This is a genomic window from Luteibacter sp. CQ10 (assembly GCF_040900725.1).
GTDB lineage: Bacteria > Pseudomonadota > Gammaproteobacteria > Xanthomonadales > Rhodanobacteraceae > Luteibacter.
Genome location: NZ_JAEUYM010000002.1, coordinates 833,483 through 848,649, shown reverse-complemented (window position 1 = coordinate 848,649; position 15,167 = coordinate 833,483). Strand labels below are relative to the sequence as shown.

Below are 15,167 nucleotides of genomic sequence, written 5' to 3'. Positions count from 1 at the left end.
GCTACCGGCACATCCTCGCCGCATGAGCCTCGACCGGTACCGTCGCAAGCGCGATTTCTCCAGGACGCGCGAACCGGCCGCCGATGCGGCCGTACCCAAGGGCGCGCGTGCCATCTTCGTGGTGCAGTTGCATCATGCCTCGCGGCGTCACTTCGACTTTCGCCTGCAGGTGGGCGACGCCCTGCGCAGCTGGGCGGTACCCAAGGGCCCCAGTTACGACCCCAAGGTGAAGCGCCTCGCCGTGGAGGTCGAAGATCACCCGGTGTCGTACGCCGATTTCGAAGGCGACATCGAGGAAGGCTACGGCAAGGGCCACGTGGACACCTTCGACCGCGGCATCTGGGCCACGGCGGGCGACGCCGAAGCGCAGTTGCGCAAGGGCCACCTCACCTTCGACCTGTACGGCGAACGGCTGAAGGGCCGCTGGCACCTGGTGCGCAGCGGCCGCAAGGAGCGCCAGCCCGCGTGGTTCCTGATCAAGGCCGACGACCGCTACGCCGGCGACCTGGAAGCCGACGACCTGCTCGACGCGAAAATGCGCCAGAGCACGCGCCGCGCGGCGAAGACACCCGCCACGAAGGTCGCCGCGAAACGCGCCACGGCGCGCAGGAAGGCGCCGCCGAAAGCGCGCAAGGTCTCCATCACCAGCCTGCGCAAGGCCGTGGCCGCCACGCCGGGTGCGAAGCGAGCCGCCGTGCCGCACGATTTCTTCGCGCCCCAGTTGGCACGACTGCACGACGCGCCGCCCAAGGGCGACGAATGGCTGCACGAGGTGAAGTGGGACGGCTACCGCATCCTCGCCGGCGTCGCGAACGGTGACGTCACCCTATGGTCGCGCAACGCGCTGGTCTGGAACGAACGCGTGCCCGACATCGTGCAGGCCGTGAAGGAACTGGGCTTGGACAGCGCGCGCCTCGACGGCGAGCTGATCGCCCTGGACGCGCAGGGACGCAGCGACTTCAACGCACTGCAGAAGACGCTGTCCGGCGAAGCGCAGGCGCCGCTGGTCTACATGCTGTTCGACCTGCCCTACCTCGAAGGCTACGACCTGAGCCACACGGCGCTCGTCGATCGCAAGGCCCTGCTCGAGCGCCTGCTCGCCCACGCGCCCGAACGGCTCGGTTACAGCTCGCACAACCTCGGCGACGGCGACCAGGTGTTCGCCATGGCCATGGAACAGAAGCTCGAAGGCATCATCTCCAAGCGGGCACGCGGGGCGTACCACAGCGGACGCAACGACGACTGGTGGAAGATCAAGCGGCTGGAGAGCGACGAGTTCGCGGTGGTCGGCTACACGCCGGCCAAGGGTTCGCGTGTGTCGTTCGGCTCGCTGTTGCTTGCGCGTCCCGCCGACAGCGGCGGCTGGACCTACGTGGGCCGCGTGGGCACCGGCTTTACCGACGAGATGCTTCGCGACCTGGGCAAGACGCTCGCCAAGGGTGGTGCGAAGAAGCCCGTCGTGCGCATCGACGACATCGATCCGATGCTGCGCGGCGCGCTGTGGGTCGCGCCCACCGTGGTCGCCGAGGTCTATTACCGGGGCATCGGCAACAAGCACCTGCTGCGCCAGCCGAGCCTGAAGGCGTTGCGCGTGGACAAGTCGCCGGACGACCTGCGCGATTCGGACCGGTCACCGCGCAAAAAGAAAACGGGACAGGCCACCGGCGAGCTGGCGATTACCCACCCCGACCGCCTCGTCTATCCCGACGACGGCATCACCAAGCAGGACGTGGTCGACTACTACCGTGCCGTGATGCCCTGGCTGTTGCCGCCCATCGCCGACCGGCCGACATCGATCATCCGTTTTCCCGACGGCATCGCCAAGCACGGTTTTTTCCAGAAGCACGTGATGCCAGGGCTGAAACGCGTCGGCACCGCGAAGCTCAAGGAAGACTCCGGCGCCCAGGCCGTCTACCTGTATCCGAGGGATGCGGACGGCCTCATCGAACTGGTGCAGTTCGGCGCCGTGGAATTCCATCCCTGGGGCTCGCACGTCGACACGCCTGACCTCGCCGACCGCGTGGTCTTCGACCTGGATCCGGGCGACGGCGTCGAATGGCGGCGAGTGATCGCCGCCGCGCGACGAATGCGCGACGTGCTGGGCCAGCTCGGCCTGCAATCGTTCGTACGCACCACCGGCGGCAAGGGCCTGCACGTGGTGGTGCCGCTCAACCCCGGCGCCGACTGGGCCACGGTGAAACGCTTCGCGCGCGGGGTGGCCGAGACCCTTGCCGCCGTGCATCCGCTGGAATTCGTCGCCAGCGCCACCAAGCGTATCCGCAACGGCCGCATCTACATCGATTACCTGCGCAACGGGCGCGGCGCCACGGCGGTGGCTTCGTACTCGCTACGCGGGCGGCCCGGCGCGCCCGTGGCCGTGCCCTTGCGCTGGGAGGAGCTGGGACGCCTCGCGTCGGCGGCGGCATTCGACCTGCACTCGGTGCCGAAGCGGCTTTCCCGGCAGAAACGCGATCCGTGGGAAGGCATCGACGCCGTGCGCCAGGACCTGGCCGCCGTGGAAGCCCGGCTCGGCGGCCTCTCGGAGGCACCCGTTCCCCGTAAGCGTTTGCGGACCAAGTAGACTGGTACATCATCGCCACCCTCCGTGCTTATGTTCGCTTCGCTACCTACCGTCCTGCGTGTTCCCCTGGCCTGCCTGCTGCTCCTGGTGAGCACGGTATGCCACGTGCTGCCGCTGTTCGCCCTGACCGCGGTGCGCCTGGTGTTGCCCCTGCCCTTCGTCCGCCGCGCCTGCGCCGCCGTGCTGGTGCGCATCGCCGAGAGCTGGCTGTCCGTCAACAGCTGGCTGTTCGACGCGTTCACGCCCACCCGATGGCATGTCGAAGGCATCGACGGGCTCGGTCGCCACGAGAACTTCCTGATCGTCTGCAATCACCAGAGCTGGGTCGACATTCCCGCCTTGCAGAAGGTCTTCAACCGCCGCATCCCCTTCATGCGTTTCTTCCTGAAGAGCCAGCTGATCTGGGTGCCGCTGCTGGGCCAGGCCTGGTGGGCGCTGGATTTCCCCTTCATGAAGCGCCATACGCGCCAGCAGATCGAAGCCCGCCCCGAACTGCGCAACCGCGATCGCGAAGCCACCCGGCGCGCCTGCGAGAAGTTTCGCCACGTGCCGGTGTCGATCATGAACTTCACCGAGGGCACGCGTTTCACGCCCGCCAAGCATGACGCGCAGGGCTCGCCGTACCGCCACCTGCTGAAACCGAAGGCGGGTGGCGTGGCCTTCGTGATCGATGCGATGGGCGAGGCGATCACCCATATCCTCGACGTCACCATCGCCTATCCCGGTGGCCCGAGCAGCATGATGGACATGATCGCCGGGCGCGTTCGCGAGGTGCGGCTGCACGCGCGGCGCCTGCCGATTCCCGCCGGCATGCGCGGCGATTACGACGGTGACGCAGCGTTTCGGGAGCGGTTCCAGGCGTGGATCAACGGGATCTGGGCGGAAAAGGATGCGCGGATCGATGCGATGCTGGGCACGGGAGCCGCATGACTCCCGTGGCGAAGATCGGGCTCAAGGCGCTGGGTCCCTGCGTGCGCAGGGACGACGAGCGGCATGATTGACTCTCGTGGTGCCGCGAAAACAGGGTTATACGCGTGGCACGCGATCAACGCTTTTCTTGCGCAAGTTCCGTATCGAGCCGCTTTCGACCCGCCTCCGCGTAGCTCTTGCAGGTCTTTCCCTCACCCTGCTCCGGATGCGGCGTGACCAGGATGTCGCAGGGGAGCGACGCCACGCGGTCGAACGTCTTGCGGAACTCGGCGACGAAGGCGGGATGGTCGCTGTACCGGTAGCCGTCCGACGTGAATGCATAGAGGCTGTCGACGAACGCGATGTGCTTGCAGGTCTTCCCTTCGCAGGCATCCCATGTCCACGCCGTGCCGCCATGTGTATGACCAGGGGTGACGTGCGCCGTGAGCTTCAGCGGACCGAGCGTCACCACGCTGCCGTCGACGATGTCGCCTTTCGCATCGACCTTCGGATAACCGTCCTCGCCGGGCGAATACTGCGGGTCCTCGGGATCCTTGCCACCCAGGCGCATCATGTTCGCGCTGGCCGCCGTGGCGCGCACGGTGGCGCCGGTGTCCTTCGCCAGTTGCGCGATGGCACCGGCGTGGTCGTGGTGGGCATGGGTGTTGAGGATGAGCTTGACGTCCTCGAGGCGGAAACCGAGCTTGCGGATGTTCGCCTCGATCAGGGGCGCGTTCTTCACGATCGTGCCGTCGATGAGGATGTGACCCTGCGGCGACGTCACGAGGATGGCGGAGAGTCCCTTCGTGCCGACCTGGTAGGTGTTGCCGTAGATGACGTGCGGCGCGACCGGCTCGCTCCAGGCGGACGGCATCTGGGCGAAAGCGGGCAGGGCGGCAAGGCAGGCCAGGGCGGTGAGCGTGCGGCGCATCGGGGCGTCTCCGGTGGGTTGCGGATGCGCAGGATAAGCGGGAGTTATGGCTTTTTCGTGGGGTTAAACGGCGAAAACCGTACTCCTCGCCATGGGCACCGGCCCGCGCCGGTGCCTACCGCCGTGCATCAGGTTATCGCGCGTGCGCTCATGCGGCTCTTCGCTTCTTCCGAGCCCGCCAGAACAGCAAGCCCGTCACCCACAGGAACATCGGCAACATGCCGGTGACGCACGCGACGATGCGCCAGGCCAAACCACCCACGGCCGCCGAATGGATCGGAAACAGCGCATTGGCCAAACGTCCGCCCGTGCCGAGCTTCGTCGCATCGTCACCACCCACGACCGTTGCCGTCGACGGATCCAACCACAGCGAACTGCGGCCGACGCGATTCCATTCCCCCGGACGGCGGATGCGCATCACCAGGGTGCCGTTGCCTTTGGACGGCAGCATGAGGCGGGTGAGCTGGGCGTCGGGCGCGGCGGCCTGCGCGTTGACGAGTACGGCGGACCAGTCGATGGCATCGGCCGTGGGCAGCGTCGGCGGTCGCGCGCTCTTTTCGCCGGACATCGCCATGAGTCCCGTGCGCACCGCGCCACGATAGGCCATGGTGGTGCCGGTGCCGATCATCACGACCAGCAAGGGCAGGGCGGCCACGCCGACGAAACGGTGGAAACTCGCCCAGCGCAGCACCGGCGGGTTCGCATGGGGCTTGAGGTGTTTCAACGCACGATGGCGTCCCGGCCAGTAAAGCCACACGCCGGAGAAGAGCATGAACAGGCCCGTGCACGCGACCACGCCGAGGACCGTCTCACCCACCTCGCCGCCGAGCAGGTGCGTGTGCCAGTCCAGCAAGGTCAGCAACACGTCGCTCGACTTCGCGCGATGAAGCAGCAGCTCGCCGCTGGTGGCATCGAAGTAGTAGCGGTCGCCCCCTTTCGCACCCGCTCCCCATACCGGCAGTTCGGCGTCGGGCACGGTGACGCTGCGCAACTGTTTCCCTACCGGTGAATGCAGCAACGCATCCAGCGCGCGCCCCTGCGTGTCGAGATCGGGCAGGGCGCGGGAGACGAGTTCGGGATGGCTCGCGGCGAGCAACGGCTCTTCGAAGAGCAGCACGCTGCCCGCCAGCATGACCAGCGCCAGCACCAGGCCGAGGCTCAGCCCGAGCCACAGGTGCAGGGTCTTCAATGCGGAGCGGAAGGGGCGCGATGTCATCAGAAGTCCACCGAGGCCTGCATGAAGTACGTACGCGGCTGGCCCACGTAGATGCCGTCGTTGTTGTCGGTGGAGCGCGTGAAGTAGCGCCGGTCGGTGAGGTTCTTCACGCCCACGCCCAGGCGCAGGTTGGAGAACGACGGACCGAACGCATACTCGGCGCGCGCGTTCCAGGTCATCCAGCCCGGGATGTCGCCGAAGTCGCCATCGGGCGTGGGTTCGGTCTGGTACACCGCCGGCTTGCCCGGGTCGAAGCTCGGCGAGCCCGGCGAATGCTGCTTCGATTGCGCGAAGGCGTCGACGTTGAAGGTCCACCGCGCGATGCCGTAGCGGAGGCCGAGGTTCGCCGTGCGCCGCGAATAGAAGGGCAGGTCGAGGCCTTCGAACGAACCGTGCTTGTAGACCGCATGCGTATAGGTGGCCGTGCCCCATAGCGTGAAGCCTGCGAGCGCATCGCTGTACTGGCCGAGGTCGACGTGGGCCGCCGTTTCGATGCCCTTGTGCGTGGTGGCACCCAGCGAGGTCCAGCCGTCATGCGAATCGGGCACGCCGGGCAGCTTGCCGACGATCTGCAGCTCGTGGTCGAAGTTGATGCGAAACAGCGAGATCTCGCCGCCCCAGGCCTTGCCGTCGTACCGCGAGCCGATCTCGTAGGTGCGCGCGGTCTCCGGTTGCAGGCCGGAGGCGAACTGGTTGCTCGAATCCTTCTGGCCGATCTGGAAATACTGCAACGCGCCGAACGAGGTTTCCGCGTTGGCATAGAGCTTCAGCGCATCGCTGAGGTGGTAGATGACGTTGACCGAGGGGAGGGGCTTGGAATAGCTCTCGCGGCGTTGCAGCGGCCCTTTCACGATCACCGTGGCGCTGGGATGCGCCTCCCATTCGCTGTGGATACGCTCGTAGCGAAGTCCCGGCGTGATCGTCCAGTCGCCCACGTTGATGGTGTCGTCGACGTAGAGCGCATGCGCCTCGTTCGAGCCGGTATTGTTGCCCGACAACACGTAGGGACCGTCATAGGGGCTGCCTTCGAACGGCGTGTACCAGAGGTTCGAGGTGAATTTGTCGTTGCGCAGGGTGCGCTCGTGCATCGCCTCGTTCACGTACCGGTAGCCGACGCCGATCTCGTGCGTGACCTGACCCCAGTCGAACAGCTGCGAGTAGCGCGGCTCGAAGGCGAAGGTGTGGTAATTGCGCGGATAGGCGTTGAGCTGGTGCGTATAGGTGCCGTTGGCGTTCGGCGTGATCGTTTCGATGTGGCTGCCGCGGAAGCTGTCGGTGTAGTAGGTCTGCACCTCGAAGCTGCGCCGATCGTCCACGTGGCTGTACTTGAGCACGTAGTCGGTACGGCGGCCATGGAAGTCGTCGTATGGACGGCGCGACTGGAACGGATCGGCGTCGTAATCGGCCTGGGTGAGGCCGCCGGGCATGCCCGCCTGGCCATCGTAATGGTGAATGCTGCCGGTGAGCGTGTCTTCGGACGAGAAGGCGTACTTCGCCTTGAGCATCACGTCGTCGATGCTCTCGTTGTCTTCGTGTTCGCGAAAACCCGGTCCGTGCATGCCGTTGTAGAGCAGCGCCACGCCGAGGCCCTGCGACGTGGTGCCGCCGACGAAGGCATTGCTGACGGTGCGGATGCCGCCGTGCTCGCCACCTTGCAACTGCACGCCCGCGCTGCCGCCGAACGTTTCGGGGATGTCGCGGGTGACGAAGTTGATGATGCCGCCCACGTTCTGCGGCCCGTAACGCACCGAACCGCCGCCGCGCACCACGTCCACCGCCTGGAGGTTGCCCAGGCCTACCGGGGCCATGGACACCTGCGGCTGGCCGTACGGCGCCACGGCCAGCGGAACGCCGTCGAGCAGGATGGTGGAGCGCGGCGACAGGCGGGAGGTGAGGCCGCGCACGCCCACGTTGAGCGAGACGTCGCTGCCGCCGGTGCCGTTGCTTTCCTGCACCTGCACGCCCGGAACGCGGCGCAGGGCGTCGCGCAGGTTCACGGCACCGGACTCGCGCAGTTCCTCGCGGCGCACCACCGTGCGCGCGCCCGGATGATTCTGCACGATGCCCTTGGCCGTGGTGTCCAGCCAGTTGCCCACCACCTTCACGCCCTCCATCTGGGCGGGAGGCGGAGAGGCCACGTCATCCCCCGCGGCGGCGGAAAGCGACGAACACGCCCCGGCAAGGGCGACGACGAGAACGGTGGGGCGGAACGACATCAGGCGGCCTTGCGCAACGCGAAAGGCCGCCATCGTAGTTGCGAATGATTATCAGATCAAATACGTCATCGCAAAGAGCGGGTCAGCGCGGCCAGGGATTGCCGAGGATCAGGCGACAGAAGTCCATGCGCTGGAAGGTCTTCGGCTCCTTGTACGCCATGACGTCGGCCTTCACGTTGCCGAAGGTCGTCTCCGGCTTGTTGCGGATGCCCTGGTAGAAGTGGTCGATGATGCCTTCCTTGAAGTCCGGCTCGCGCGGATGGCGGCGGGCCACCTCGAGGCGGTCGGCGTCGGCCACGTTACGGAAGCCCATGCCCAGGACGTCCATCTCCACCCCGGCCGTGAGCAGGGCCACTTCCGGCTTCATGAACTCGGGGATGTTCGGGGTGGTGTGCAGGGCGATCGAGGTCCAAACGGTGTAGATGTCGTCCTCGGCCACGCCGTGGCGGCGCAGGAAATCGCGAGCCAGGTTCGCGCCGTCCACCTCGAAGCGCTTGTCCTTGCTCGAATAGGCCGGCACCAGGCCCATGTCGTGGAACATGGCGGCGGCGTAGAGCAGTTCCGGATCGTATTTGAGCGCCTTGCCGTCGCCGGTCAGCGCGGCGAAGAAGAAGACGCGGCGGGAATGGTGGTAGAGAAGGTCGTCTTCGGTGTCGCGGACCAACTCGGTGATCTGGCGGGCAAGATGGCTATCGGGAACGACGACGCCGGCGACCTCGCCGATGGCGTGATGGTCGTGACGATGGGGGTGGGCGTTCATGGCGAGCGGCCTGACGGAGGAAGGTGGGGCCATTGAAGCCTCCGCTCGACGTGACCGGTATTGACGCGACACATCAAATCCTGCCAAGTTGCGCACGATGCAGACGCCACCTCTCACCATCGCCATCCTGGCCCCTCCCGGCGTCCAGATGCTCGACGTATCCGGGCCCGCCGACGTGTTCGCCGAGGCCAACCGGCAGACCCGCCGCGAGCATTACCGGGTGGTCACCGTGGGCACCGCGCCTCTGGCGGTAGCCGCCTCGTCGGGCATGCGCTTCCTGCCCGACCGCACCGTGCTGGAAGACATCGACCGGCTCGATACCCTCCTCGTGGCCGGGTCGCCCGACCTGGCCGAGGCCGCCACCGACCTGCGCGTGATCGACTGGATGCGTCGCCATGCCGGCGTCGCGCGTCGCTATGGCTCGATTTGCAGTGGCTCCCTGCTTTTCGCGCAAACCGGCCTGCTCGACGGCCGCAGGGTCACCACGCACTGGAAGGTGGCCGACCTGCTCGCCCAGCGGCATCCCACGCTGCAGGTGGAGCCCGATGCCTTCTTCATGCGCGACGGCCCCGTCTGCACGGCGGCGGGCGTCACCGCGGGCATGGACCTGGCCATCGCGCTGGTCGAGGAAGACCTCGGCCGTGAGGTGGCGATGGCCGTGGCGTCCGAGCTGGTGATGTTCTATCGCCGTCCCGGCGGCCAGATGCAGTTCAGCCGCCATGGCGAGGCGGCGCCCGCCGGCCGCGGCGCGTTGCAGGAACTGCAGCGGTACGTGGCGAGCCATCCGGGGGAAAACCATTCGGTCGCCTCGATGGCAGGCCGCATGGCGATGAGCGAGCGGCATTTCGCCCGGATCTTCCGTGCCGAGATGAACATGACGCCGGCCGAGTTCGTCGAGACCATGCGCGTGGAAGCCGCACGACGGATGCTGGAAACGGGCGGCGAGACGCCCAAGCGCGTGGCCACGCTATGCGGCTACGCCGACGCCAACGGACTGCGCCGCGCTTTCATGCGACGCGTGGGCATCACCCCGGCCGAATACCGCAAACGGCACGCGCACGCGCGGACTTGACCGGGCCGTCACACCCGGTCGACCGGTGCGGAGGAACCATCGGGGTACTCCCGACCCCGAGGAACCGCGATGAAGACTCGCCGCGTCTACAGCACCGTCGACCTGGATCAGGCGCGCCGGGGCATGAGCGCCGCCCGCTCGGCGGGTGTGCCCGATGAGGATCTTTCCCTGATCGCCCGCTCCGACATCGAGCTCGACGCCATTCCCGAGCGGCGCAAGGACGAGCACACCGACTTCAAGCCCGCCGCCGTGCGTGGCCTGGCCGAAGGCGGTGGCGCGGGACTGCTGGCCGGATTGGTCGCCATGGCGATCCCGCCGCTGGGCGTTACCCTCGCCGGCGCGATGGCGGCCGGCGCGGCCGGTGCCATGGTGGGCGCGTGGACGAGCGCCTTGATGGGTGCGTCGTCGCCGGACCCGGTGCGGCAGAAGTTCGAGGGCGAGATCGAGGCCGGACGCATCCTGCTGGTGGTGGATGGTGACGGCGAGTTGGGTGAACAGGCGGACCGGGCCATCGTAGCCGCCGGCGCGGTGCCGCTTCCCTTCGACAAGGCCACCGCGTTGAGTTGAGTTGAACGCTCGCTTCGCTGCGAGCCTCGGACAGGGCCCTGTCCGCGATCAGAGTTCGATGATGCCCCGGCGCAACGCGATGGCGACCGCATGCGTGCGGTCGTTGGCCTGCAGCTTGGCCAGGATGCTCTTCATGTGCGCCTTGACGGTTTCCTCGGCGATGCCCAGCGCCACGGCGACGTCGCGGTTGGCCTCGCCCATCGCCACGCGCGTGAGGACCTGCGTCTCGCGAGGCGTCAGCTCGTCGTCGGCGGCGTATTCGGCCATCTCGTTGGCGATCTCCGCGGGAATGCGGCGCTTGCCGTCCATCATCTGCTGGATCGTGGAAAGCATCTCCTTGCGCAGTTCGCTCTTGAGGAGGTAGCCCTGCGCGCCGGCCCGGAACGCACGCATCGCCTGCACGTCGCCGCGATAGGTGGTGAGCACGAGGATGCGCGCGTCGGGAAATTCGTCGCGGATCTTTTCGATGGCCGCGATGCCGCCCATCCCGGGCATCTGCAGGTCCATGAGGGTGAGGTCGGGACGCAGCTCGCGGTATCGTTCGATGGCTTCTTCGCCGTTGCTCGCTTCGCCGACGAGCTCGAGGCCGGGTTGCCCTTCGATCACGGCCGCGATGCCCTCGCGAAGCAGCGGATGATCGTCGACGGTCATGATGCGGATGGACGCCATGGAACGGGTGGCCGAAGTGATTCAACCGCAGGAGTATCGCGCAAAGTGCCGTGGCGATATATGGTCGTGGCAGCTGTGACGCCTCCTCCACCCACGCTTTGTGACGATGCGCACGATGACGGGCAAACGACGCACCAAAACGGCAGGCGCCATACGCAGCGGCATGGGCGGCTGGACCTATGCGCCCTGGCGCGGCGTGTTCTATCCCGAGGGACTGGTGCAGAAGCGAGAACTCGAATACGCCAGCCGCGAGGTGAGCTGCATCGAGATCAACGGCACCTACTATCGCCAGCCGGACGCCGCGACGTTTCGTGGATGGGCGGAAAAAACCCCCGAGGGTTTCGTTTTCTCGGTAAAAGCACCCCGGCACATCGTGCAGGCACGCGCCCTGGCGGAGACCGGCGAGCGCGTCGCGCGTTTCGTGGACAACGCCACCGCGCTCGGCGATCGACTGGGGCCGTTCCTTTGGCAATTCCTGCCCACCCGACGTTTCGACCCCGACGACATCGCGGCCTTCCTCGATCTGTTGCCTGAATCACGCGCGGGCATCGCGTTGCGCCATGCTGTGGAAGTCAGGCACGAAAGCTTCCTCGACCCGCGCTGGCTCGACCTGGCCCGCGAACGCGGCGTCGCCACCGTGTTCACCGATTCGGACACCTATCCGTCGCTGGCCGACCTCACCGGCCCCTTCGTCTACGCGCGACTGATGCGCAGCCGGTCCGACGAGGCCACGGGTTACCCGGCCAAGGAGCTGAAGGCCTGGGCCAGGCGCGCGGCCACCTGGGCGGCCGGTGGCGATCCACCGGACCTGCCGCACGTGGGCAAGGCCGCGCCGAAGCTGCCATCCCGCGACGTTTTCGTGTATTTCATCTCCGCGGCCAAGGAGCGCAATCCCGCCGCCGCCGTCGCCCTGGGCGAGCTTACGCACGCCTGATGTCTTTATCGCACTACGGATACTCCATGGATCGCCTCATCCAGAACACCCTGATGGACCTCTTCGCCGAACACGGCGTGGGGCTCGAACCCGACGAAGACTGGCTGCTCACCGAAGGCGACGATTTTCCCGCCGTCCGCGGCATCTGGCACGAAGGCAAGGACGGCGGCATGGGCCGCCTCGACATCGACGTCGTACTCGACGAGGAGCGCACCATCGAGGAAAGCTTCGGCGGCATCGGCGCGGGCAAGGCCGGCTGCCGCGATGCGCTGGACGGTTTCGCGCGAAACGATTTCTTCGTGATGCTGGCGGCTTGCTGGCACGTGGTGGACGAAAAGAAGCTCGCCGTGCGCGAACTCGTCGCCGGGGCCCATCGGTTCACCGTCTACGTCGGCGACTTCACGTTGCGTGGCGAGCAGGACGTGCCGATGGAGGTTCCTGAAGATGCCCTCTCGGCCCTCGAGGCGGCCATCGCCACCGCGCCGCTCACCGCGGACGTGCACTGGATCCGCGTCTTCTACGGCAATGTCGGCGACGGGAAGACGCAGGTGGAGGTGCTGTTGGACAACGAGCCGTGGGCGGCGGGGCACAAGGCCATCGCGTCGGTGGACTGGCCGCAGCACGAGCGGTATTACAGCTTGCGCAATTTCATCGCCTTGGTGCCTGTGGACTGAGGCGGAGGAGCCGCATCACCGCGATCGCGAAGACCGATCGCAGCGCGCTGGGTTCCCGCGTTCGCGGGAACGACGAACCATCACCTTGGAGCTCGTCGTTACTGCGTACGCAGCGGCCCAGTGCGGTGAAACCGGCTATCGCGATCCATCCGCATCACGAAACGCAGGCCAGTCCTCGGGCCGCAGGATGTCGAACAACCCTTCGCGCTTCGTCCGCCGCGCCAGCCGCAACACTTCGGCATCGCGTGAGAACAGAATGGCCGCGCCCGACGCGGCGGCCAGCTCGAGAAACTTCTGGTCATCGCTATCGCGGCACCGCGGTGGCTTCGTCACCGCCGACATATCCGGCAACACGCGCAGCAACGCATCGAAACGCCCGGCGGCATGCGAACGACGCGCGTCGTCCAGTTTCAGCGTCGGATACGCCAGCACCGCCATCCACTCGTCGCGGCAATCCGCGCGCGTCACCGCTTCCACCTCGCCCGCCTCGATGGCCGCGACGAGCGTCGCCGCACGCGGATCGCCGAAAACGAACGCGTCGAGACAGACGTTGGTATCCAGGACGACGCGCGGCGGTATCACGCCGTGGCTTCCGCCAGGCGCTCGCGCTGCGCGGCCACGAGGGTGTACGAATGCTTGCGCGCCTCGTGGTCGAAGATTTGCGCGGTAATGATCAATTCGTCCGCGCCGGTGCGCTCGATGAATGCCGCAAGCCCGTCGCGCACGCTGTCGGGCGAACCGACCACGGCACAGGAAAGCGCGTGATCCACCTGCGCCTTCTCCATCGGTGTCCACACGCCATCGAGGGTGTTCACCGGCGGCGGCAACTGGCCCGGCGCGCCGCGCCGCAGGTTCCAGAACGCCTGCTGCTGCGAGGTGAACAGGCGGCGCGCTTCCTCGTCGGTATCCGCGGCCACCACGTTGATGCCGAGCATCGCGTACGGCGCCTCCAGCACCTCGGAGGGGCGGAACATCGTGCGATAGACCTCCAGCGCCTTCATCATGAGATCGGGCGCGAAGTGCGAGGCGAACGCGAACGGCAGGCCCAGCTCGGCGGCGAGGCGCGCGCTGAACAGGCTCGACCCGAGCAGCCATAGCGGCACGTTCGTATCCATGCCGGGCACGGCGCGCACGGTCTGGCCGGGTTGCAGCGGCCCGAGGTAATGCTGCAGCTCGAGCACGTCGTCCGGGAACCGGTCGTCGCTGGGCCCCATCGCGCGGCGCAAGGCCCGGGCGGTGCCCTGGTCGGTGCCCGGCGCGCGACCCAGGCCCAGGTCGATGCGGCCCGGGTACAACGAGGCGAGCGTGCCGAACTGCTCGGCGATCACCAGTGGCGCGTGGTTGGGCAGCATGATGCCGCCGGAACCGACGCGGATCGTCCGGGTCGCCTCGGCCACGTAGCCGATCACCACGGCGGTGGCGGCGCTCGCGATGCCCGTCATGTTGTGGTGCTCGGCCAACCAGTAGCGGTGGAAGCCGAGGGATTCGGCATGGATGGCCAGGTCGCGCGAATTGCGCAGGGCGTCGCCCGGCGTGGCGCCGCGCACCACGGGGGACAGGTCGAGCACCGAAAACGGGATCATCGGGAAGCTACCTCGAATAGGGAGGGCGGCACGGCCGCCGATGCGTCCGACATGGGCCTGCCCGTCCGCAAAACAACCCTCACAAGGCACGTTCCGGAAACGATGCGTTCGGCGCGTCGATGCGCCACGCCGCGCACGGAGGAGGAAAATACACCCATTCCGTCAACCCAGTCCGGTTATCCGGGGGAGAAGCTCATGATCGACATTCGCCCGTTCGCCAGCCTCGGCGGCGCCAACCACGGCTGGCTCGACGCCAAGCACCATTTCTCGTTCGCGTCCTACCACGACGACGAGCGCGTGCACTGGGGTGCCCTGCGCGTATGGAACGACGACGTGATCGCGGCCGGCAGCGGTTTTCCGCCGCACCCGCACGACAACATGGAAATCATCACCTACGTTCGCCAGGGCGCCATCAGCCACGAGGACAGCCTCGGCAACAAGGGCCGCACCGTGGCCGGCGACGTGCAGGTGATGAGTGCGGGCACCGGCATCAAGCACGCCGAGTACAACGCCGAGAAGGAAGAAACCCGGATCTTCCAGATCTGGATCATTCCCGAGAAGCGCGGTGGCGCTCCCTCCTGGGGCACCCGTGCCTTCCCCAAGGATGAGCGCGCCGGTTCCTTCGTGACACTCGCCAGCGGCATGGACGACGATGGCGACGCTTTGCCGATCCGGGCCGACGCCCGCGTGGTGGGTGCCACGGTGAAGGCCGGGCAGACCGTGGAATACACGCTGGGCGAGGGCCGCCGCGCCTATATGGTGCCGGCCGTGGGCAGCGTGGAAGTCAACGGCCAACGCCTGAATGCGCGCGACGGTGCCGCGATCCGCGATGAGAAGGTGCTGCGGGTGACGGCGCTGGAAGACGCCGAGCTGGTGCTGGTGGACAGCGCCAACCTGTAAGGCCGTTCGCCGATACGATCGGCTCCCACCCCTTCGGTAGGCACCTTGCCACCGCGGGGGTGGGAGATGCCAGCCGGCCATGCCGTCCATAGGCACGCTTGCTACCGAAGGGGTGGGAGCGGACCGTGTCCGCGAATCCTGCGAAGCGAAAACTC

The 15,167-nt window shown here is 67.2% G+C and carries 14 protein-coding genes; 7 read left to right on the top strand and 7 right to left on the bottom strand.

Features of this window, described 5'->3' with window-relative positions; genetic code table 11:
• Nucleotides 1-22 precede the first annotated feature (22 nt).
• Both ligD and JNG39_RS12550 read left to right on the top strand, forming a co-directional pair.
• Nucleotides 23-2,581, top strand: coding sequence for a DNA ligase D (ligD, locus tag JNG39_RS12555; protein WP_368311780.1), 2,559 nt, complete (start codon nucleotides 23-25; stop codon nucleotides 2,579-2,581).
• 30 nt (nucleotides 2,582-2,611) lie between these two features.
• Entirely contained in the window at nucleotides 2,612-3,511 is a 900-nt protein-coding gene (locus JNG39_RS12550) for an acyltransferase (protein WP_368311930.1), read from the top strand.
• Nucleotides 3,512-3,626: 115 nt separating this feature from the next.
• On the opposite strand, the gene bla is transcribed toward JNG39_RS12550, so the two are convergent.
• The 4 genes from bla to JNG39_RS12530 all read right to left on the bottom strand — a co-directional run bounded on the left by bla (nucleotide 3,627) and on the right by JNG39_RS12530 (nucleotide 8,613).
• A complete protein-coding gene (gene bla, locus JNG39_RS12545) occupies nucleotides 3,627-4,421 on the bottom strand; it encodes a subclass B3 metallo-beta-lactamase (protein WP_368311779.1) in 795 nt (264 codons plus the stop codon).
• 148 nt (nucleotides 4,422-4,569) lie between these two features.
• Nucleotides 4,570-5,637 (bottom strand): PepSY-associated TM helix domain-containing protein, encoded by a 1,068-nt coding sequence (locus JNG39_RS12540; RefSeq protein ID WP_368311777.1) that lies wholly within the window; start codon nucleotides 5,635-5,637, stop codon nucleotides 4,570-4,572.
• Nucleotides 5,637-7,853, bottom strand: coding sequence for a TonB-dependent receptor family protein (locus JNG39_RS12535; protein WP_368311776.1), 2,217 nt, complete (start codon nucleotides 7,851-7,853; stop codon nucleotides 5,637-5,639). The genes JNG39_RS12540 and JNG39_RS12535 overlap by 1 nt, the downstream gene beginning before the upstream one ends.
• A gap of 82 nt (nucleotides 7,854-7,935) precedes the next feature.
• Complete coding sequence (locus JNG39_RS12530) at nucleotides 7,936-8,613, bottom strand: HD domain-containing protein (protein WP_368311775.1); 678 nt, start codon at nucleotides 8,611-8,613, stop codon at nucleotides 7,936-7,938.
• A 97-nt stretch (nucleotides 8,614-8,710) separates the two neighbouring features.
• Here JNG39_RS12530 and JNG39_RS12525 point away from each other — a divergent pair, with 97 nt between their 5' ends.
• Entirely contained in the window at nucleotides 8,711-9,685 is a 975-nt protein-coding gene (locus tag JNG39_RS12525) for a GlxA family transcriptional regulator (RefSeq protein WP_368311774.1), read from the top strand.
• Between the two features lie 69 nt (nucleotides 9,686-9,754).
• Complete coding sequence (locus tag JNG39_RS12520) at nucleotides 9,755-10,252, top strand: hypothetical protein (RefSeq protein ID WP_368311773.1); 498 nt, start codon at nucleotides 9,755-9,757, stop codon at nucleotides 10,250-10,252.
• 48 nt (nucleotides 10,253-10,300) lie between these two features.
• On the opposite strand, the gene JNG39_RS12515 is transcribed toward JNG39_RS12520, so the two are convergent.
• Nucleotides 10,301-10,921 (bottom strand): response regulator, encoded by a 621-nt coding sequence (locus JNG39_RS12515; protein ID WP_368311771.1) that lies wholly within the window; start codon nucleotides 10,919-10,921, stop codon nucleotides 10,301-10,303.
• 115 nt (nucleotides 10,922-11,036) lie between these two features.
• On the opposite strand from JNG39_RS12515, the gene JNG39_RS12510 reads away from it, so the two are divergent.
• Both JNG39_RS12510 and JNG39_RS12505 read left to right on the top strand, forming a co-directional pair.
• Entirely contained in the window at nucleotides 11,037-11,855 is an 819-nt protein-coding gene (locus JNG39_RS12510; protein WP_368311769.1) for a DUF72 domain-containing protein, read from the top strand.
• A gap of 26 nt (nucleotides 11,856-11,881) precedes the next feature.
• Nucleotides 11,882-12,529: a DUF6348 family protein gene (locus tag JNG39_RS12505; protein WP_368311767.1), complete on the top strand. Its 648-nt coding sequence runs from the start codon at nucleotides 11,882-11,884 to the stop codon at nucleotides 12,527-12,529.
• Between the two features lie 135 nt (nucleotides 12,530-12,664).
• Here JNG39_RS12505 and JNG39_RS12500 read toward each other — a convergent pair whose 3' ends face one another.
• Nucleotides 12,665-13,111 carry a putative toxin-antitoxin system toxin component, PIN family gene (locus JNG39_RS12500; protein WP_368311766.1) on the bottom strand — a complete coding sequence of 149 codons (447 nt, stop codon included), beginning with the start codon at nucleotides 13,109-13,111 and terminating at the stop codon, nucleotides 12,665-12,667.
• Nucleotides 13,108-14,112, bottom strand: coding sequence for an LLM class flavin-dependent oxidoreductase (locus tag JNG39_RS12495; protein ID WP_368311765.1), 1,005 nt, complete (start codon nucleotides 14,110-14,112; stop codon nucleotides 13,108-13,110). Before JNG39_RS12495 ends, JNG39_RS12500 begins: the two co-directional genes overlap by 4 nt.
• Before the next feature lie 195 nt (nucleotides 14,113-14,307).
• Between JNG39_RS12495 and JNG39_RS12490 the strand changes: the two genes are divergently transcribed.
• Complete coding sequence (locus tag JNG39_RS12490; protein ID WP_368311764.1) at nucleotides 14,308-15,012, top strand: pirin family protein; 705 nt, start codon at nucleotides 14,308-14,310, stop codon at nucleotides 15,010-15,012.
• Nucleotides 15,013-15,167 lie beyond the last annotated feature (155 nt).